Below are 20,502 nucleotides of genomic sequence, written 5' to 3'. Positions count from 1 at the left end.
AAGGCTGCTGGTGCTATTGCGAAGCTTTCAAATAGCCTAAACAAGCATTCACTTCATTGCGCGCACCAAGAATAATGCCGACTCGCTGGTGGATATCAGTTGGTTGAATATCCAAAATAGCCATGTCGCCACTATGAGCTAGACCGCCAGCTTGCTCTACGAGCATGGCCATCGGATTACCTTCATACATCAAGCGAAGCTTGTAGGGCTTATCAATCGAGCGTGCATCCCAAGGATACAGAAAGATGCCACCACGAATAAGCACACGGTGCACATCCGCCACCATGGCGGCAACCCAACGCATATTAAAGTTCTTGCTACGCTGCCCACTGGTACCTGCTAGCAAATCATCAACGTAGAGTTGCATGCCTTCTTGCCAATGACGGTAATTGGACATATTAATGGCAAACTCAGAAGTATCAGGGGCTATTGCTAAATCACGTTTAGTTAGTAAAAACTCACCAACGGTCTGATCTAACGTGAAAATTTTAACGCCCTTGCCGGTCGTTAAAGCCATCATGATAGATGGGCCATACAAAATGTATCCTGCGGCAACTTGGTTGCGACCTGGCTGCAGGAACATATCCGCAGTGCCTGAATTATTTTCCGGAACGGGCAAAATCGAGAAAATGGTACCAACCATACTGTTGATATCAATATTTGAGCTGCCATCTAACGGATCAAACGCAATCAAGTACTCGCCATTTTCATGGCCCAACACGATTCCTTCTTCTTCTTCTGAAGCGACGGCACGCACATGGCCGCATTCCAGCAAAATATCTTTAATGAGCTGGTTGGATAGGATGTCGAGTTTCTTTTGGGTTTCGCCTTGAATATTCTCTGACAGGGTTGAGCCGAGGACACCGGCTAAATCACCTTGGCCAACTCGGAAAGAAATTTCTTTCGCAGTAATTTGCAAAGAATGAATAACTGAAATTAAAGCCTCGTCGACCTGATCTTGGCGCAAGGTCGGAATTAAGCGTTGCATGAAACCCTCGTACAGTAGCTGGTGTTACGGATAGGTGGCAAAAACGCTGCTAAGTTTACCGCATTTTTAGGCAAATTGCCTGCACAGAAATTCGCGCATTTTCATGCCCGTGGTACACTAGCCTTTTTGCTGCAATGAGACACATCATGCATATTCATATACTCGGCATATGCGGAACCTTTATGGGAGGCATCGCCGCCATTGCTAAGGCGCTGGGTCATCAGGTTACTGGGAGTGATGCTCAGGTCTATCCGCCGATGAGTGACCAATTACGGGCACTCGGCATTGAGTTAATCGAAGGTTATGATCCGGCACAGCTCCAGCCGCGGCCTGATTTAGTGATCATTGGTAATGCCATGAGTCGTGGTAACCCAGCGGTAGAAGCAGTGTTAAACCAACGCATCCCGTATCGCTCGGGGGCGCAGTGGCTCCATGATGAAGTGCTGCAGCAACGTTGGGTGCTGGCGGTGGCTGGCACCCATGGTAAAACGACTACGGCTAGCATGCTCACTTGGTTACTTGATTATGCAGGGTTAAAACCAGGGTTTTTAGTTGGTGGAGTGCTGGCTAATTTTGAGCAGTCGGCGCGCTTGGGCGAGAGCGATTTTTTTGTTATCGAAGCCGATGAATACGATACCGCATTCTTTGATAAGCGCTCTAAATTCGTGCATTACTGCCCATCAACACTCATTTTGAATAATCTCGAATTTGACCATGCTGATATTTTTCCCGACTTAGCAGCGATTCAACGTCAGTTTCACCATCTAGTTAGAGTGGTCCCTGGGTATGGAAAAATCTTCTATCCGGCTGGAACAGAGACGCTAGAGCAGGTTTTACAGCAAGGTTGCTGGAGTGAGACCAGTACGGTTGGGATCGTTTCGGGCGACTGGCAAGCAAAGTTAATCGAAGCTGACGGCAGTGCTTTTGCGGTCTATTGGCAAGGTCAAAAACAGGGTGAAGTACACTGGTCGTTGATCGGTACCCACAATGTTTACAATGGCTTAATGGCTATTGCGGCAGCCCAGCATGTGGGCGTGAGCGCTGCGGTAAGCTGTGCTGCTTTTAAACAATACCGCAACACCAAGCGCCGCTTAGAGCTAAAAGGGGTAGCGGCAGAGGTGGCTGTGTATGATGATTTTGCTCATCATCCAACGGCGATTGCTACGACTTTGGCAGGAATGCGTGCCAAAGTGGGCCAACAGCGGATTTTGGCCGTACTAGAGCCGCGTTCAAACACGATGAAGCTAGGCGTGTTAGCCGACCAATTAGCACCGGCGCTAGCAACGGCAGACCTAGTGTTTATGCTTCAGCCTGAGGGCTTACAGTGGTCTGTGGCTGAGCTGGTCCCGCAGGCGCAGGTCGCCGACTCAATCGAGCACTTAGTCGATCAGATTGTGGCGGCCACAGCAGCAGGTGACCACATCGTGGTGATGAGTAATGGCGGGTTTGGCCAGATCCATCAGCGGTTGCTGCAGGCATTGGCTTAGTTTGGACCACTGTTTTTGTAACTCATAGCCTTATTCAACAAAGGAGTTTGACATGACTGCCCAGCAAGTTACCGTGGCCATTACCGGCGCCTCTGGAGCACCTTATGCAATGCGCCTGATTGCTTGCTTATTAGAACAGCAGCAACAGGTTCACTTGTTAATGTCGAGTGCCGCCCGAGTGGTATTTGCAACCGAATTAGAGTGGCAGTTACCGGCAAATCCGAAAGCTTTGGCTGCGGCCTTGTGTGAGCATTTTTCGGTGTCAGCAGAACAACTGAAAGTGTATGGCAAAGACGAGTGGTTCGCGCCGGTCGCATCGGGCTCAGCAGCGCCAAAGAAGATGGTGGTATGCCCTTGCTCAACAGGAACTTTATCAGCCATCACTCACGGCGCAAGCGATACCTTGATAGAACGCGCAGCAGACGTTGTTATCAAAGAGCGAGGGCAACTTATTTTAGTGCCTCGAGAAATGCCGCTATCGGCTATTCATCTAGAGAATATGTTAAAATTAGCCCAGTTGGGAGTCACCATCATGCCAGCCGCACCAGGTTTTTATCATCAACCGCAAAGCATTGCTGATTTGGTTGATTTTGTGGTGGCCCGTATACTCGATCATCTTAACTTAGCGCAGCAATTACAGCCGCGTTGGGGTTATGGACAGGAGCCTAAATAAGTTATGCAAGCGTTATCTATTCGCGGTTTAAAGAAAACCTATAAAGGTGGACATGAGGCATTGAAGGGCATTGATTTGGATGTTGCTGAAGGGGATTTCTTTGCATTACTGGGGCCTAACGGTGCTGGTAAATCAACCACAATTGGAATTATCTCCTCATTAGTTAATAAATCAGCGGGCAAAGTATGTGTGTTTGGCCATGATTTAGACACCGAGTTAGTTGCCTTAAAACGGCAAATTGGTCTGGTTCCGCAAGAGTTTAATTTTAACCAGTTTGAGACGGTACAGCAGATTGTGGTTAATCAGGCCGGTTATTATGGAGTGCCGCGACAGCTTGCTAAACAGCGTGCAGAGAAATATCTGAAGCAGCTAAGCTTGTGGGAAAAACGCAATGCACCGGCGCGGATGCTGTCGGGTGGAATGAAGCGCCGCCTGATGATAGCGCGGGCATTAGTTCATGAGCCGCGGTTACTTATTTTAGATGAGCCGACCGCGGGCGTTGATATTGAGTTGCGCCGCAGCATGTGGGATTTCTTGACCGAGATAAACAAGCAGGGAATTACCATTATTCTTACCACGCATTATTTGGAAGAAGCGGAAAGTCTTTGCCGCAATATTGCCATAATCGACCAAGGCTCGATTATCGAGAACACATCGATTAAAAAGCTTTTAGCCACTCTCAATATGGAAACTTTTGTGCTGGATGTTGAGTATCCAGCGGGTGTGACTAGTGCCACCTTAGAGGGTTTTACTTGGCGTGCAATTGATGATCACAGCATTGAGGTTGATGTTGAAAAGAGCCAAGGTTTGAATCCAGTGTTTGAACAACTCACGGCTCAATCGATACAAGTGTTGTCTATGCGCAACAAGGCAAATCGTCTAGAAGAACTTTTCGTTAACCTGGTCGAAAAAGGCCGTAAGCCACAAGGAGCAGCTTAATTACATGGCTTCGTTAACTTATACCGCATTAAAAACTATTTGGATAAAAGAATGCACAAGATTTTTGCGCATTTGGGTGCAAACCCTAGTCCCACCAGCCATTACCATGACTTTATACTTTGTCATCTTTGGTAATATTATTGGTACTCGAATTGATGCATCAGGCGGCATGAATGGTATTCCCTACATGGAATTTATTGTCCCTGGGCTGATAATGATGTCGGTGATAACCAATTCCTATTCGAACGTAGCATCTTCGTTTTTCAGTGCAAAATTTCAACGCAATATTGAAGAGATGCTTGTCGCGCCGGTGTCTAGTGCGGTGATTATTGCCGGCTATGTGGGCGGAAGCTTAGCGCGCGCCTTGATTGTGGCTTGTATTGTGACGGTTGTGTCTTTTATTTTTGTCGACAATATTCAAATTTATCATGCGGGCATTCTTATTTTAACCGTGGTGTTAACCTCAACTTTATTTAGTTTAGGTGGTTTGATTAACGCAGTGCATGCAAAAACATTTGATGACATATCTATTGTCCCAACCTTTGTATTAACCCCATTAACCTATTTAGGCGGGGTTTTCTTCAGCATTAGTATGCTGCCAGAGATTTGGCAAAACATTGCGCAAATCAATCCTGTGTTGTACATGGTGAACGCATTTAGATATGGCTTTTTAGGTGTGACTGACGTCAATATCGGCCTTGCCCTAGGATTACTCATAGGCTTTAACCTGATTCTTTTTGCTCTTGCTTATACGCTGCTGCAACGGGGCGCGGGGATTCGTTCGTGAATCATGAATCAAGATCCGTTACTACCAATCAGCATGGTAATCATGACGATTTAGTTAGTGTGGTGATGCGCCATTTGCGCTCGCCTTTTCGTAAGCCGATTCAAGCGCATAATCGCGAGGCTTTTGAGCAGGCGCAACAGTTAGTAGCAGATTGGCAAGGGCCACTGATTCTTGACTCTTGTTGTGGTGTCGGCGAAAGCACTGCTTGGATAGCCGAGCAGCATCCTGATGCATTAGTTATCGGGGTCGATAAATCAGCTCACCGCTTAGGCCGTCATGCCCAATACGCAACTGCCGCAGCCGGCCAGCGTTATCTATTAGTTCGGGCGGATTTGAATGATTTCTGGCGACTAGCAGTAGCAGCGCATTGGCAGTTAGACAAACACTATATTCTGTATCCCAACCCTTGGCCTAAAGCCTCACATTTTAGTCGTCGCTGGCATGGTAGCCCGGTCTGGCCTTATGTACTAGGCTTAGGGGGTACTTTGGTCATGCGCTCTAATTGGGTGACCTATTTAACTGAAGTGGCAAGTAGTTTGGCGCTGGTTAATTGTGCTGCACAGCTAACACCTTTGCTAGCTAAGCATGAGGCAATGACGCCGTTTGAGCGTAAGTATCAGCGCAGTGGACAGCAACTTTGGGAGTTGTCCGCTAAGCTGCCAGAAGACGGTCGCTATTTTTCTGCAATCGAGGCAGAATAGTGCACTTTTATGCGCGGGTAATCACAAGGAAATACGCTTGAGTGACAGTCATTTTGCAGAAGTAAGCCAAGAGGCGCTGCTAAAAATATTCACCATTCCTGAGGCGCCAGACTCTACCCTCGGGAAGATAGAGAAGCACCTCAGTGAAAATCTTATGGGCTTTTTAGGCGAGCACATCGTCGCCCGCGAAAAGCCCTTGCATGAGATTGAGCAAAACTTTAATGCCAGCGAAATTCCTGAGCAGCCGCAGTATGTATCGGATCACACTGAGTTTTTATTAAATAATTTAGTGGCTCACTCAGTGCATACTAGTTCGCCAAGATTTATTGGGCACATGACCTCAGCACTGCCATATTTTTTGTTGCCACTAGCTAAGCTGATGGTGGGTTTAAACCAAAACCTAGTCAAAATTGAAACCTCGAAGGCCTTTACCCCGCTCGAACGCAATGTCTTGGGTATGCTTCATCACCTCGTTTACCAACAAGATGCAGCTTTCTATCAGCGCTGGATGCATAGCGCCCAGCACTCGCTCGGAGCTATGTGCTCGGGCGGGACTGTGGCTAATATGACAGCTCTGTGGGTAGCACGTAATCTATTACTAAAACCTACGACAGGCTTCGCCGGTATTGCCAGTGAAGGGCTCGCAGCGGGATTACTGCATTATGGCTACAAGCGCCTGACTATTATGGTGTCTGAGCGTGGTCATTACTCGCTGGGCAAAGCTGCTGATGTGTTAGGGATCGGAAGAAAAAATTTAATAGCGGTTGCTACCGACGAGAATAATCGGATCAAGATAGATGCGCTACGTGAGGCTTGTGCTGCGGTTCAAGCCGATGGTGGGCAAGTATTAGCGATCATTGGGGTAGCGGGCACCACAGAAACAGGACACATAGATCCACTCGACAAAATGGCCGATGTGGCGAGCGAGGTTGGTGCTCACTTTCATGTAGATGCCGCGTGGGGTGGGGCTACCTTGCTGTCGAACAATCATCGCCAATTGTTACATGGCATTGAGAGAGCCGACAGTGTCACTATTGATGCGCATAAACAGATGTACGTGCCGATGGGCGCTGGCATGGTGCTCTTCCGTGATCCAAGCATGGTGCGTGCGATAGAGCATCATGCCGAGTATATTATTCGCCATGGTTCAAAAGATTTAGGTGCACACACCATGGAAGGCTCGCGGCCGGGGATGGCCATGTTGGTGTATTCTGCGCTACATGTCATGGGCCGGCGCGGCTACGAATTGTTAATTGATCAAAGCTTAGCCAAGGCTAAAGATTTTGCGCGCTTGATTGCCGCACAAGACGATTTTGAAGTGGTGACTGAACCCGAGCTATGCATTCTAACCTATCGGTTTGTCCCCGCTCGTATTAAGCCGTTATTGGCAGGCCTTAATGCTGAGCAAGTACGTCGCATTACCCCTCATTTGAATGCACTGACCAGGTTTATTCAGAAGCGCCAACGTGAAACGGGAAGCTCATTCGTGTCGCGTACTAAGCTGACTCCCGCACAATATCATCGTGAGCCTACAGTAGTGTTTAGAGTGGTATTAGCGAATCCTCTAACAACTCATGAGATGCTCGCAGAAATCCTTCAAGAGCAACGCGAGATAGCCGAACAGGCGATGAGTTTACGTGGTGCTTTATTTACTGAGCTTCGTGAACTGGGTTTGGTGCGCGAACGCTAATCAGTACCTAACCATGAGTTTTAAGCGGTTCGGTTAAGACCGCTTAAAACTTAAGTTATCGATAAGTCTGGTGCTGCCTAAGTAAGCTGCTACTAACAACACTAAATGCTTATCGGTTGCTTGTGCAGGTTGTAGATCTGCATGTCGGCGTAATTCTAAATAATCTAGTTTGAAGCCAGCAGCGGTGATGTGTGTCACCGCTTGATTAAGCACTTGCTGCGCATCCTCGCCAGCGCTGATTCGTTCGGCACAGGTTTTCAGTTGTTGATAGAGCAGTGGTGCTTGCTGGCGCTCGGTATCTGATAGATAACCATTGCGCGAGCTGAGTGCTAGGCCGTCAGTCGCACGCTGAGTTGGCAGGCCTAAAATGTCCACAGGCAAGCTCAAATCTTGCACCATAAGACGAATAACTTGTAATTGTTGAAAGTCTTTTTCACCAAAAATGGCTAAATCTGGCTGCACCATATTGAACAACTTGGCCACAATCGTAGCCACCCCACGAAAATGACCAGGACGGCTAGCACCACAAAGAATGGTAGAGATACCAGGTACCTCTATTGTGGTTTGTTCCGCTAATCCGCGTGGATACATATCCTGTACGGTTGGAGCAAACACGGCGCTGACACCACGTTCAGCGAGCGCGCGACAATCAGCATCAAGGGTACGAGGGTAGTTATCAAGATCTTCGTTTTGACCAAACTGCAGCGGATTAACAAAGATACTCACGACGACCTTATCAGCCCGTTGGCGCGCCATATCTACCAGCTTTAAATGACCTTCATGCAAATTTCCCATCGTGGGTACGAGGGCTACTTGCCCCTGTTGTTGTGCACGCCAAGCGCGTAGTTCTTCAAGACTAGTGAGTCGTTGCATCGTGGGTTACTCAAAAGAATGTTCAGGACCCGGGAATTGCCCGGCTTTAACTTGCGCAACATACATCTCAACGGCACCGCGCAAATCACCGGCATCAGCTAAAAAGTTCTTTACAAATTTAGGTAAATAGTCGCTGTTTAAGCCAAACATATCATGCATGACTAAAATTTGTCCGTCTGTATGCGGACCTGCACCAATGCCAATGGTCGGGATGGTCAAAGCTTCGCTAATGCGTTGACCGAGGGCCACCGGCACACATTCTAGCACCAATAATTGTGCCCCAGCTTCTTGCAATGCCAACGCTTGGCGCAAGGTATTGTCCGCCGCAGATTGCTCTCTGCCTTGAATCTTATAACCGCCAAGTACATTAACCGATTGGGGTAACAGCCCTAAGTGGGCGCATACTGGAACGCTCCGTTCAACCAAACAGCGTATGGTTTCAAGCAGCCAATCGCCGCCTTCAAGCTTTACCATATTGGCGCCGGCGCGCATCAGTTCAGCGGCGTTATCGCATGCTTGGGCTGGGCTGGCATAAGTCATAAATGGCATGTCAGCCATCACGAAAGCCTCAGGGGCACCACGACGCACAGCTTGAGTGTGATAAACAATATCAGCAAGAGTAACGGGCAAGGTGCTGGACTGCCCCTGTACCACGTTGCCTAAGGAGTCACCGACTAACATAAAATCGACGCCACACTCGGCAAAAAGCTTTGCAAACGAGGCATCGTAAGCCGTAATTGAGGTGATTTTTTCGCCAGCTAACTTCTTCTTAGCTAGTTTGGCTATGGTCATAGCGGCCATCAGATACTCCTTGCAGGAAAGCTCAGAACTTGATTGTATCAGCTAATCTTAACGAGGTCATGATGCTGCATGGACTGTTTTAACTGCTGTAGCGTCTGTCCGTTAGGTAACACTAAAGTTGGCGCTAGCTCAGCTAAGGGCACCACTACAAAATCTCTTTCAGAGAGGCCAGGGTGCGGAAGCGTTAACCGTTCGCTCGTACTCACTAGGTCATCCACCAGCAGAATATCTAAATCGAGTGTGCGAGGGCCCCAGTGGCGCAAACGCTGGCGCCCGAACTGCTGCTCAATGGCTTGCAGATAATCTAGCAGCGCTAGTGGTTCTAGCTCGGTGGTCGCAGTCACTACCGCGTTCACATAATCGGGTTGGTCAGCCGGGCCCATTGGCTTGCTGCGGTACAGTGAGCTGGCGCGAAGCTGCTGCAATGCAGGACCACTGGCTAATTCCAGTAAAGCATCTTTTAGCGTTTGCACAGGGTCGCCAAGATTAGCGCCCAAGGCGATATAAACCTTAGCCATTAGAGTTCTCTTGCTTGGGGCTTCGACGTCGACGTCCGGCTCTGCGGCCGCGCCGCTTAGGCTTGGGTCTATTGCCGGCATCATCTGCGCTAGGCGCAATAGCAGGGGTACCGTTTTGTTGCTGTTTGGTCCAAAACTGTGCCAGTTGCTCTAATTTACCACGTTCAAGGGCGGTCGCTGTATTAGCACGCAGGAGCAAGAAATCATAGGCAGCGCGAAATTTCGGATGCCCTAAGACCATGCCAATGCGTTTACCTTGAGCGCGCTCTAAACGTTGCTGTAATTGCCAGATCTCACGCGCAGGAATGGTGAAACGTTTAGGGATAGCAATACTTTGCACCTGTTTACCTATCACATCGGCTGCTGCTAAGTTAAGTGCATCAGCCTGAGATAGACCACCTTCAAAGGTGAGCTGTTCCATGCGAGCCTGGAGTGGCCACCACAATAGCGCTGCATATAAGTAAGCCGGAGTAATACGTTGACCATTGCGGACCCGTTCATCGGTATCTGCAAAGGTTTGTTTAAGCAACTGATAGGGAGCCTCGTCAGGGGCCTTCAGATAACTACGCAGCAGCGGGAATAGCTGTTGAAATAATTGATATTCAACCAGCATTTCAAAATTTGCAAGGCCTTTACCAGCGGTAAATAGTTTCAGACTTTCTTCAAACAGGCGTGCTGCAGGAATATTTTGCAACAACGGAGCTAGTTCTTTAATGGGGTCTGCAACACTGCTATCCATACGCATGTTTAACTTGGTGGCAAAGCGAATGGCACGTAACATGCGCACTGGGTCTTCACGGTAGCGAGTGGCACTATCACCAATCATTCGCAACACCCCGGCCTCGATGTCTTTCACCCCGTTGGCAAAATCATAAATACAAAAATCGGCGATGTTGTAGTAGAGCGCATTGACGGTGAAATCACGCCGTTGTGCATCTTCTTCAATAGAGCCGAAAACATTGTCGCGAACCAACATACCGGCAGCATTTTGCTTGGCAATTTTATCAGTCTTGGCCGGCTCATCGGCGGGGCTATCATGATGCCCGCGAAACGTAGCCACCTCGATAACGTCGCGGCCAAAAACCACGTGTGCTAAGCGAAAACGACGGCCAACCAAACGACAGTTGCGAAATAACGCCTTCACTTGCTCAGGTTGAGCATTGGTAGCCACATCAAAATCTTTAGGTTGAATACCTAGTAATAAATCGCGTACACAACCACCCACTAAGAAAGCTTGGTAGCCAGCATTGTGCAGGCGGTACAAAACTTTTAAGGCGTGCTCAGGAATGTCTTTACGCGAAATGGGATGCTGATCGCGAGTAATAACAATAGGTTTGGCAAGAATATTTGCTGGCAGCGAGGATTCTGGTTGACGTTGTAGGGCTCGCTTTGCCAATGCTTTAATGCGCTTAATAATGGGGGTTTCTCCGTACATTTAGATGAGGCGCGTGGCTGCGTCATAAGGCTAGCTACTTACATTAAGGCCTCGGTGCTTAAAATTAACGCGTTATTGTATCCTGTGCAGACGTTTCAGGAAAGAACTTAGCACGCCAAGCTTGACTGGCTAGGCTTAAAAGGTCTGCGGGATTGGTTAAGGGGACTTCAGTGAGCTGTAGAAACTGACAGGCTTGCCAGAGTTGCTCACTAACTTGCTGCGGATTAAGCGCGGGGGCATGATTTTGCTTACTGAGTTTCTGCCCCTGTTCATCTAGAGCTAGCGGAATATGTTTAAAATGCGGCTGGCGCTGGCTAAAGTGGCGCCACAAATTAATTTGCCAACTGGTTGCAGTGAGCAGGTCTGCGCCGCGAACGATATCTGTAACCCCTTGATCAATATCATCTATCACAACCGCCAGCTGATAGGTGAACCAACCATCACGCCGCAACAACACAAAATCTTCGCCAGCAACAGCGGGAGCTATGTTCACCTCGCCTTGAATACCATCGGTAAAGGCCATAACAGGAGTTTGATTCAAATAGCGAATGGCATAGGGCCCAGGTCCTTCGACCCCGGCACGACAGTGACCGGTATAGTATTCACCACGGGCTTTGATTTGTTTTCGGGTGCAGTTGCAAGGATAGGTTAACTGTTGCTGCTGCAACTCAGCTAGAGCCTGACGATAACGCTCTTTGCGCTGACTTTGGTAAATAACGTCGCCGTCCCAATGCAGACCAAAGCGCTCTAATTGTTGCAGGATAACTTGGTCGGCTCCTGCTACTGCGCGCGGTTCGTCAATGTCCTCGATGCGCACTAGCCAGCGTCCGGCATGAGCTTTCGCATCTAAATAGCTGGCCAAAGCGGCTACTAATGAGCCAAAATGCAAGGGCCCCGACGGGGTCGGGGCAAAGCGGCCACAGTATGGCTGGTTGGCCATGCTTGGTGTCGCCATATTAGGCGCCGGTCATCTGCTTCTCTTTGATTTCGGCGAGGGTTTTGCAATCGACGCAAAGGTCAGCAGTAGGACGCGCTTCTAAACGTCGCACACCGATTTCAATGCCGCACGAATCACAAAAGCCGAAGTCATCAGCTTCAATTTTCTGCAGTGTTTTTTCAATTTTCTTGATCAGCTTACGCTCGCGGTCGCGAGTACGGAGTTCTAAACTGAACTCTTCTTCTTGCGCGGCGCGGTCCACTGGATCAGGAAAGTTAGCTGCTTCGTCTTTCATGTGGTGAACAGTACGGTCAACTTCTTCACGCAACTGAGCACGCCACACTTCTAAAATTTTACGAAAATGCGCACGTTGCGCCTCATTCATGTATTCTTCACCTGGCTTCTCTTGATAAGGTTCAAGGCCAGCTTGTGCCAGAATGCCATGGGCTTTTTTCGGCGTTCCTTGAGGCATTATGGATCTCCTGTATGAGACGGTTAAAAAAATGGTCGGTACATATACCAGAAAGTAATCGGCGGTGCAATTTTATTTAAACAAAAGTTAACTTTTTGCACTGCTGCTAACAGGTATCACCGGCAAGGTTGTTGTCGCGGTGATTTCGCTCGGGCTGATATGGCACCCCAATGCGTAAAATTCAACTCCTATTTTTGCCGCCTCAATACACATCTGCGCGTAGTTTGGATCAAGCTGGCTAGCTGCCGTGACCTGTTCGATAGCGCTATGCAAGACCACGTAGAGCACTACCGCCCGATGACCATCGTTAACCATATCCATCAAACTGCGTAAATGTTGCGTTGCCCGTTGGCTAACAGTATCGGGAAAATAGCCCTGATTATGCTCAGCTAAGGTGACACTTTTTACTTCAATAAAAACTTTTTTCGCATGTTTATCCAGACCCAGCCAGTCAATGCGGCGGTTGTCGTAACCATATTTCTGCTCCGCTTGCAGTTCGTGTAACCCCTCCAGTTGCGGAATCACGCCATCAGCTAAAGCCTCGCCAGCAATCTTGTTGGCTTGCTGGGTATTCACGCAGATCATGTGACCGGCGCTGCTTTGGGCGAGTTCCCAAGTGTAGCGATATTTACGTTTAGGATTATCCGAGGCGCTCATCCATACCCGCATGCCGGGTTCGGCACAACCCGTCATAGCACCGGTATTCGGGCAGTGAATGGTAAAGGCACTACCATCGGCACTCTCCACATCTGCTAGAAAGCGTTGGTAACGTTTAGTTAAGGTTGCCGGCTCAAGTACCTTGATAAACTTCATTGTCAGCCCCATCTTGCTCAAGTACGATAGACACCATCTAAACACGCAAACATACTGGGAGCCACATCGCATGTCTAGCACAGTACCTGTCTTTTTAGAATCCGCAAGCACCACCACTACAGGCGGTTGGAAGGCTTCTGCCGCGGTCATCATGAATGAACGCGGCGCCGTGATCTCGTTAACTGGCAATGAAGCTAACGATTTACGTAAAATTCAGCGGGCCGGCCGCCAATTAGATAATCTTGGAATCAATGCTGTTAGCTTGCGGGGTGACAACTGGAACTTAGAACAGCAATGGGCTTTCGCTAAAGGCTTTACGGACACTCTTAGCAAAAATAAGATCACGTGGGCCAACCATGAGCAGCAACTTAATTTATTACAGAAGCATGCAAATTGGGTGCGAGAGTTAATTAATTTACCGCCCGAGGCCATCTATCCTGAGGCCCTTGCCCAACGTGTGGCTGATAAACTTACCGAGTTGGCACCAGCAGCTATTAGTGTCCGCAAAGTGGTTGGCGATGAGTTATTGGCTGAGCAACGTATGGGTATTCATACGGTGGGTAGAGCTAGCGTCAAGCCACCGGTGATGCTGGTGGTAGACTACAACCCAAGCAAGGACCCAAAAGCTGAGGTAGACACAGTATTGATTGGTAAAGGGATCACCTTTGATAGCGGTGGCCTAAGTATTAAGTCTAGCGAAGGCATGTTAGCAATGAAGTGCGACATGGGTGGCGCGGCAACCGTAGCAGGTGCTTTAGGATATGCCATTGAACAGGGCCTAAACAAACGAGTGCAATTGGTGTTGTGTTGTGCGGAAAACCTGATTGATGGGCGCGCCTATAAGTTAGGTGACATCATTACTTATAAAAATGGCACCACAGTGGAAATTGTCAACACTGACGCCGAAGGACGTTTGGTGCTAGCCGATGGCCTTATTTATGCGGCTGAAGTTAATGCCAAGCATATCATTGACGCAGCCACGTTAACGGGCGCAGCGCAGGTTGCTGTTGGTACTGAGTACAATGCGTTGTTTAGTGTTGATGATGACTACGCTCAGCAGGCGCTAGCCTCAGCTGCGGCTAATCAAGAATTACTCTGGCGTTTGCCGTTGCAACCATGGCATTGTGATAATTGCCCATCCGCTTTTGCAGATACCGCCAATAGCCGTCCGCAAAAAGGTGGTGGTGCTGGTGGCGCAAGTAATGCCGCTGGCTTTTTATTGCGTTTTGCGCCGAATGAAGGTGCGGGTTGGCTGCATTTTGACATTGCTGCGGCGTATCATGGTAGTGCTAATGGAATGTGTGCGGCGGGCGCCACCGCGCTGGGCTTCCGTACTATTGCGGCCACCTTGTTAAACTGATTTGTAAGCGTAAATGACCACTGAGCAGTTGCCGGTACAAGCTTTAATTGAACCTTTGGTAAAGTTGTTACCGGCGGCTCGAGTGGTCATCGAAGCTCCGCCAGGGGCGGGCAAGTCGACACTGTTGCCACTGGCGTTGTTGCAGCAGCCTAGTCTCGCTCAGCAACGCATTTTAATGTTGCAACCGCGGCGGCTAGCAACCCTTGCCATTGCAACCTATCTGGCTCGACAGCTGGATGAACCCGTGGGGCAAACGGTAGGTTACCACATTCGCGGCGAGGCTCGCTTTAACCAGCACACTCGGTTGCTCATTGTTACCGAGGGTATGTTTACTCAATACCTGCAACAAGACCCGGAGCTAGCTGGGGTGGGTATGGTGATTTTTGACGAGTTTCATGAGCGGAATTTGGCGAGTGACTTGGGCCTAGCAATGTTGCAAGAAAGCCTCCTATTGCGACCTGACTTAAGTGTACTGGTGATGTCGGCCACGTTACCAGCAGAGCCGATTGCGGCTTGGCTTAGCGAAGCTGGGGTAGATTGCCAGATTCTTCGCAGTGAAGGGCGTCAGTATCCCATCAGCATTCATTATCGACCACCGCCTGCCAGTAGCCGTTGGCAGCAGCATTTACCTCAAGTTATCCAAGAAGCATGCCAAGTAGCACAACAAGATGTGCTGGTATTTGTGCCTGGGCTTGCTGATATTCAGTATGTTACGCGCTCCTTGAATGAGCAGTTGCAGGAGCAGTGGCAAGTTTATCCACTACACCGGCAAGTAGCGCCGGCAGCACAGCGTGACGTCTTACGAGGGCGCCAAGGCGAAGGTAAACGGCGAATTATCTTAGCGACAAATATTGCTGAAACCAGTGTGACCATTCCTGGGGTAGATGTAGTGGTGGATAGCGGTCGTGAGCGCCAAGCTCTTTATTATCCCCAACATGGCGTTAGTCGTTTAGTTACCCGGCGGATTAGCAAGGCTTCTGCTACGCAGCGAGCTGGCCGTGCTGGACGAACGGCGGCCGGGGTTTGTTTTAGAGTGTGGGCTGAAGCAGATCAGCATGGCTTGCGTGATTATCAAGTGCCAGAACTTGAAACCGCAGATTTAACCTCGCTGCTACTAGAGTGCAAGCGTTGGGGCAGTGAACCTGCTCAACTGCGCTTCTTTACCCCTCCGTCAGCAGCCAATTTAGCCGCTGCGCAGCAAACATTGGTTAACTTGCAGGCCGTGCAAGAGAACGGACGTTTAACCGCGCTCGGTCAACAGCTAAGTGAGTTGGGGAGTGACCCGCGTTTAGCGCGAATCATAGCTCATGCACAATCGCAATCAGCCAGCTACCGGGCGACAGTGGCTTATTTAATCGCACAACTGGAGCAGCTACCGCGTCAACCGCAGCAGTTTCCGCAGCCGCTAGCCCAATTCAATAGCGCCCAACAACAACGCTATCAGTATTGGTTAAAACGCTTAGGAATAACTGCTAGTGAGCGCCTACTTCCGCCTAGTGCGTTTGCAGAAATATTGCTGTGGGGCTTTGCTGATCGAGTGGGCTTACAGCGAGCTAAGAGTGATCGATATCTACTAGCCTATGGCGGTGGTGCCAGTTTTCATCATCAAGACTTACGTCAACCTAGCCGCTGGCTGTTAGTACTGACAGTCAACTTCAGCGAAGGCCAAGCGGATGCTATTATTGGTGCTGCGCTAGAATTAACTGAGGCAGATTTAACGCATCCAGCGTTAACCATCAGTAGTTACGATGAAACCACGTGGAGCGGGCCGAGCAAGCGCTTACAAACGACTCGTTGGCAGCAGTTGGGAGCGATTAAGTTTAATCCGCAACCAGTAGCTCAGCTGCCTAGTGCGGAGCAACGGATACAGGCATTACGCGACTATGTACAGCAACAGGGATTGGCTGTGTTGGGTTGGAGTGCAAGCTGTCAGCAATGGCTGGCGCGAGCACGGCTTTTAGAACAGCATTTGCCAGCGGCCCAGCAAGCCCAGTGGCCGAGTTTTTCTGAAGCTCATTTACTAGCTAGCTTAGCTGACTGGGCGAGCCCCTATTGGCAAGATATTACCAGTTTGCAGCAGCTAACCCAGTGGCGTCCACTTACGGCTTTGCAAGCTCGGTTGAACTACTCTCAGCAGCAACTCTTACAGCAAGCTTGCCCCAGTCATTTGCGTTTGCCTAGCGGCCGTGAACAAACGATTGACTATACCCAGGCAACGCCACTAATAGCAGTTAAATTACAAGAAATGTTTGGTGAACCTATGTCACCAACACTGTGCTTCGGACAAGTCACCCTTACCATAGATTTACTCTCTCCGGCGGGCAGATTGTTGCAACGAACCGCTGATTTAGCTAGCTTTTGGAATGACGCATATACTGCGGTAAAAAAAGAAATGAAAGGCCGCTATCCCAAACATCCATGGCCAGATCAGCCACACTTAGCCATGGCGACACATAAAACAAAGAGACATCTTGAATGACCCGTACCAGAGCCGTATTTAGGTATTTACTCATCACTGGGTTAAAGCTGGCATTGATTGGACTAGTGCTGGTGGCGGGCTACCTCATTTATCTTGATGCTTCGTTAACCAAGCGTTTTAGCTCCAATCGCTTTCAAGCCCCTGCACTGGTTTATGCACGCAGTTTAGAGCTGGTGCCAGGTAGCACTATTGCAGCCCCGACTGTGATTGCTGAATTGGAGCGCTTGAGTTATCAACGGGTAACGCAGATCACCGATTCAGGGCAATATCAGCAAAGCGGTAGTAGCCTGACCATCTATCGGCGTCCGTTTGACTTTGCTGATGGTCCGGCAATGGCGCAGCGAGTGCGACTTGAATTTGCAGCAGGCGGCATCCGTGCGATTCAGAGTTTACCCGATGGCCGAGCACTGAATAGGTTTCGCCTAGAAGCACCGCTACTCGGTCGTTTAGCTGGTGGCAGTGATGAAGATCGGTTGTTGGTAGGGTTAGAGTTGGTGCCAAACTTACTGATTGAAACTCTCCTGTTAGTTGAAGACCGAGATTTTTATCATCATGCTGGTATTTCAGTCTCTTCGATTGCGCGTGCAGCGGTAGCCAATCTGATAGCGATGCGGACGGTACAAGGTGGCAGCACACTCACTCAGCAGCTCGTTAAAAATTTATACTTAACCCGCGAGCGTAGTTTGTGGCGCAAAGCAAATGAAGCGCTGATGGCGCTTATTATTGATTATCGCTTTAGTAAAAATGAAATCTTAGAAACCTATTTGAATGAGGTTTATTTTGGGCAAGACCGAGGCTCGGCGATTCATGGAATTGGCTTAGCCAGTCGCCTGTATTTTGGTAAACAAGTTCAAGAACTAACAGCTTCCGATATCGCGTTATTGGTTGGAGTCATTAAAGGTCCTTCTTATTATGACCCAAGGCGCTATCCAGAACGAGCGCTAGAGCGCCGAGATATGATCCTCCAATTAATGCTTGAGCATAATTTGCTAGACCCCAACAGCTATCAGGTGGCAGTAGCAGCTAAGCTGATGCCAACTGGTTCAGGACAATTAGTTAAGGCCAGACTGCCCCATTATTTAGAACGTGTCCAGCAAGAGCTTAGCCAGATTACGTTACCTCATAATTGGCAGCAACAGGGTTTGCGAGTGTTCACTTACTTTGACCCCAATGCGCAGCAAGCGGCGGAGCAAGCACTGCAACAGCAACTGGCACAGGTCAGTAAAGATCCACTTTTACAAGGAGCTGTGGTGGTGGTTAACCATCAGCAAGCAGGGATAGCTGCGGTGGTGGGGGATCGACAGCCTCGAGCGGTAGGATTTAACCGTGCCCTAAATGCGATGCGTCCCGTTGGCTCCCTGGTTAAACCACTGATTTATGCTGCCGCGTTTGAGCATCAAGGGCTAGAACTAGGGCAAGTGATTCGTGATGAGCCGATTGTAGTGCCACGTCAAGGACAAGCTGATTGGCAACCACAAAATTATGACGAAACTTTTTTGGGTGATTTATCGGTTTATGATGCCTTGGTGCAATCACGTAATGTGCCCGCCGTAAAGCTAGCTCAACAAGTTGGTATTAAGCAATTGGTGGCGATGTTGCAGGCAACCGGTGTGGACACCCCAATACCTGAGGTACCTGCCTTAGCGCTGGGCTCGGTGGCACTGTCGCCGCTGCAAGTGAGTGAAATCTATGCCATGTTGGCGCAGTCAGGCAAACATCGACCGGTGGCCGCTATTGCCGCTATGACGGATCACCAAGGGTTGAATTTATACCAACGTTCGCCGCAAACAGCCCAACAGGTGTTCAGTGCTGAGGTTGGCTATTTAATCAATTATGGCCTGCGGGGGGTGATCAACGAAGGCACCGGCAAAACCTTAGCGCAGCTTGTTGGTTCGCAACAGCTCGCTGGTAAAAGCGGTACTACCAATGATTATCGTGATAGTTGGTTTGTCGCATACGATCAGCAGCATGTGTTTAGCGTCTGGGTAGGGCGAGATGATAATCAGCCGGTAGGACTTACAGGTAGTCGAGGCGCGTTACCTGTGGTAGCAGCCTTATTACAGCAATTTAAACCACAACCGCTGCAGTTAGAGATGCCAGCTACAGTGACTGTGGTGAATTTTCATCGCCAGCTTGGGGTGCCAATTCCCGACGATTGTGAGGCTGGCTTACGTGTACCTGCGCGTTTTAAAACAATGCCGGAAGACCAAGGGTGTTCCGGCACAGTAGAAAAGAAAAGCTGGTGGCAACGCTTATTTTAATTCAGCGAAAGCTACCTTAGCGGCTGCTAGTGTGGCCTCGATATCAGCGTCCGTGTGAGCTGCTGACATGAAACCAGCCTCAAACGCTGATGGCGCTAAGTAAACACCTTGGCGCAACATGCTATGGTAGAACTTGCGGAAATGCTCAATGTTGCATTCGGTAGCTTGCTGGTAACTTGTTACTTGCGCTTCTTTGCTAAAGAAAAAACCAAACATCGAGCCAGCGCGGTTGGTGGTAAATGGAATACCAGCCTCGTCAGCTAAGGCTTGCAAGCCATTCACTAATTGTTCAACTTTGGCTGTTAACCCAGGATACAGCTGCTCGTCATCCAATTGGTTTAAGGCAGCTAAGCCGGCCGCCATAGCCACTGGGTTGCCTGATAAGGTGCCAGCTTGGTAGACGGGACCAACAGGAGCAATGTAATCCATGATTTCACGTTTACCGCCAAAGGCACCTACTGGCATGCCACCGCCAATAACCTTACCTAGGGTGGTTAAATCTGGGATAACTTGGTAGTACTCTTGCGCACCACCACGAGCCACACGGAAGCCTGTCATTACTTCATCAAAAATCAGCACGCTACCGTATTGATCACAGATCTCACGTAAGCCTTCAAGAAAACCTGGTACCGGTGGAATACAGTTCATGTTGCCGGCTACGGGCTCAACGATGATGGTTGCGATTTGGTCGCCAACTTCGGCGAAAATCTGTTTCACCGAAGCTAAATCATTGTAGGTTACCGTTAAGGTATGCTTAGCAAAGTCCTCAGGGATCCCAGGTGAGTTAGGTACGCCCAGGGTTAATGCACCCGAGCCAGCTTTCACTAATAACGCGTCAGCATGACCGTGATAACAGCCTTCAAATTTCAAGATTTTATCGCGACCAGTATAACCACGGGCTAAACGAATAGCTGTCATGGTAGCTTCGGTACCGGAATTCACCATGCGCACCTTCTCAATCGATGGCACGATTTGCTTGATGCGCTCAGCCATAGTGATTTCGTTAGGGGTAGGGGTGCCAAAACTTAAACCACGATCGACAGCAGCATGAGTCGCTTCGCGAATTGCAGTGTTGTTATGGCCAAGAATCATCGGCCCCCAAGAGCCCACATAATCAATGTATTTGTTGCCATCAGCATCAAACATATAGGCGCCATCGGCACTTTCAATAAAGATTGGAGAGCCACCTACGCCATTAAAGGCACGTACCGGAGAGTTCACGCCACCGGGAATACTTTGTTGAGCTTGAGCAAATAATTCATCAGAACGAGACATGAGTTTCCTCTTA

At 49.2% G+C, this 20,502-nt stretch carries 18 protein-coding genes; 9 read left to right on the top strand and 9 right to left on the bottom strand.

All coding sequences use genetic code 11. From position 1 onward, the window contains the following. Positions 1 to 13: 13 nt before the first annotated feature. Positions 14 to 988 carry a class 1 fructose-bisphosphatase gene (locus AB8S08_RS10395; protein ID WP_313932785.1) on the bottom strand — a complete coding sequence of 325 codons (975 nt, stop codon included), beginning with the start codon at positions 986 to 988 and terminating at the stop codon, positions 14 to 16. A 146-nt stretch (positions 989 to 1,134) separates the two neighbouring features. Between AB8S08_RS10395 and mpl the strand changes: the two genes are divergently transcribed. The 6 genes from mpl to panP are packed head-to-tail and all read left to right on the top strand — an operon-like array spanning position 1,135 to position 7,265. Further along, positions 1,135 to 2,475: a UDP-N-acetylmuramate:L-alanyl-gamma-D-glutamyl-meso-diaminopimelate ligase gene (mpl, locus tag AB8S08_RS10390; RefSeq protein WP_369742692.1), complete on the top strand. Its 1,341-nt coding sequence runs from the start codon at positions 1,135 to 1,137 to the stop codon at positions 2,473 to 2,475. 52 nt (positions 2,476 to 2,527) lie between these two features. After that, the gene (locus tag AB8S08_RS10385; protein ID WP_369742691.1) at positions 2,528 to 3,148 is read left to right on the top strand and encodes a flavin prenyltransferase UbiX; all 621 of its coding nucleotides are present in this window, start codon (positions 2,528 to 2,530) and stop codon (positions 3,146 to 3,148) included. A 3-nt stretch (positions 3,149 to 3,151) separates the two neighbouring features. Further along, entirely contained in the window at positions 3,152 to 4,087 is a 936-nt protein-coding gene (locus AB8S08_RS10380) for an ABC transporter ATP-binding protein (RefSeq protein ID WP_369742690.1), read from the top strand. A 4-nt stretch (positions 4,088 to 4,091) separates the two neighbouring features. Continuing rightward, positions 4,092 to 4,874, top strand: coding sequence for an ABC transporter permease (locus AB8S08_RS10375; protein ID WP_313932787.1), 783 nt, complete (start codon positions 4,092 to 4,094; stop codon positions 4,872 to 4,874). Then, complete coding sequence (locus tag AB8S08_RS10370) at positions 4,871 to 5,575, top strand: SAM-dependent methyltransferase (protein ID WP_313932788.1); 705 nt, start codon at positions 4,871 to 4,873, stop codon at positions 5,573 to 5,575. Before AB8S08_RS10375 ends, AB8S08_RS10370 begins: the two co-directional genes overlap by 4 nt. 37 nt (positions 5,576 to 5,612) lie before the next feature. Then, positions 5,613 to 7,265 carry a pyridoxal-dependent aspartate 1-decarboxylase PanP gene (gene panP / locus AB8S08_RS10365; protein ID WP_110075893.1) on the top strand — a complete coding sequence of 551 codons (1,653 nt, stop codon included), beginning with the start codon at positions 5,613 to 5,615 and terminating at the stop codon, positions 7,263 to 7,265. 33 nt (positions 7,266 to 7,298) lie between these two features. Here panP and panC read toward each other — a convergent pair whose 3' ends face one another. The 7 genes from panC to sfsA all read right to left on the bottom strand — a co-directional run bounded on the left by panC (position 7,299) and on the right by sfsA (position 13,114). Next, positions 7,299 to 8,138 (bottom strand): pantoate--beta-alanine ligase, encoded by an 840-nt coding sequence (gene panC / locus AB8S08_RS10360; RefSeq protein ID WP_110075892.1) that lies wholly within the window; start codon positions 8,136 to 8,138, stop codon positions 7,299 to 7,301. A 6-nt stretch (positions 8,139 to 8,144) separates the two neighbouring features. After that, the gene (gene panB, locus AB8S08_RS10355) at positions 8,145 to 8,939 is read right to left on the bottom strand and encodes a 3-methyl-2-oxobutanoate hydroxymethyltransferase (protein WP_110075891.1); all 795 of its coding nucleotides are present in this window, start codon (positions 8,937 to 8,939) and stop codon (positions 8,145 to 8,147) included. A 38-nt stretch (positions 8,940 to 8,977) separates the two neighbouring features. Further along, entirely contained in the window at positions 8,978 to 9,457 is a 480-nt protein-coding gene (gene folK, locus AB8S08_RS10350; protein ID WP_110075890.1) for a 2-amino-4-hydroxy-6-hydroxymethyldihydropteridine diphosphokinase, read from the bottom strand. Continuing rightward, positions 9,450 to 10,892 (bottom strand): polynucleotide adenylyltransferase PcnB, encoded by a 1,443-nt coding sequence (gene pcnB, locus AB8S08_RS10345; protein ID WP_369742689.1) that lies wholly within the window; start codon positions 10,890 to 10,892, stop codon positions 9,450 to 9,452. Before pcnB ends, folK begins: the two co-directional genes overlap by 8 nt. 64 nt (positions 10,893 to 10,956) lie before the next feature. Beyond that, complete coding sequence (gene gluQRS, locus AB8S08_RS10340) at positions 10,957 to 11,847, bottom strand: tRNA glutamyl-Q(34) synthetase GluQRS (RefSeq protein WP_369742688.1); 891 nt, start codon at positions 11,845 to 11,847, stop codon at positions 10,957 to 10,959. Position 11,848: 1 nt separating this feature from the next. Then, positions 11,849 to 12,301, bottom strand: coding sequence for an RNA polymerase-binding protein DksA (dksA, locus tag AB8S08_RS10335; protein WP_110075888.1), 453 nt, complete (start codon positions 12,299 to 12,301; stop codon positions 11,849 to 11,851). Between the two features lie 87 nt (positions 12,302 to 12,388). After that, a complete protein-coding gene (gene sfsA / locus AB8S08_RS10330; protein WP_369742687.1) occupies positions 12,389 to 13,114 on the bottom strand; it encodes a DNA/RNA nuclease SfsA in 726 nt (241 codons plus the stop codon). Positions 13,115 to 13,184: 70 nt separating this feature from the next. On the opposite strand from sfsA, the gene pepB reads away from it, so the two are divergent. From pepB to mrcB, 3 genes are read left to right on the top strand one after another with little or no spacing between them, the layout of a single operon-like run. Next, on the top strand, positions 13,185 to 14,474 hold the full coding sequence (gene pepB / locus AB8S08_RS10325; protein ID WP_369742686.1) for an aminopeptidase PepB: 1,290 nt from the start codon (positions 13,185 to 13,187) through the stop codon (positions 14,472 to 14,474). Positions 14,475 to 14,487: 13 nt separating this feature from the next. Beyond that, positions 14,488 to 16,953: an ATP-dependent helicase HrpB gene (hrpB, locus tag AB8S08_RS10320; RefSeq protein WP_110075885.1), complete on the top strand. Its 2,466-nt coding sequence runs from the start codon at positions 14,488 to 14,490 to the stop codon at positions 16,951 to 16,953. Further along, entirely contained in the window at positions 16,950 to 19,214 is a 2,265-nt protein-coding gene (gene mrcB / locus AB8S08_RS10315) for a penicillin-binding protein 1B (RefSeq protein WP_369742685.1), read from the top strand. The genes hrpB and mrcB overlap by 4 nt, the downstream gene beginning before the upstream one ends. Here the strand turns inward: mrcB and hemL are convergent. After that, entirely contained in the window at positions 19,206 to 20,489 is a 1,284-nt protein-coding gene (gene hemL, locus AB8S08_RS10310) for a glutamate-1-semialdehyde 2,1-aminomutase (RefSeq protein ID WP_153826798.1), read from the bottom strand. The genes mrcB and hemL overlap by 9 nt on opposite strands. Positions 20,490 to 20,502 lie beyond the last annotated feature (13 nt).

It is taken from the genome of Pseudidiomarina sp. PP-1MA (assembly GCF_041200125.1).
Lineage (GTDB): Bacteria > Pseudomonadota > Gammaproteobacteria > Enterobacterales > Alteromonadaceae > Pseudidiomarina > Pseudidiomarina fusca.
Note: the sequence above shows the minus strand (reverse complement) of the source record. Positions and strands in the feature narration are given on the sequence as shown.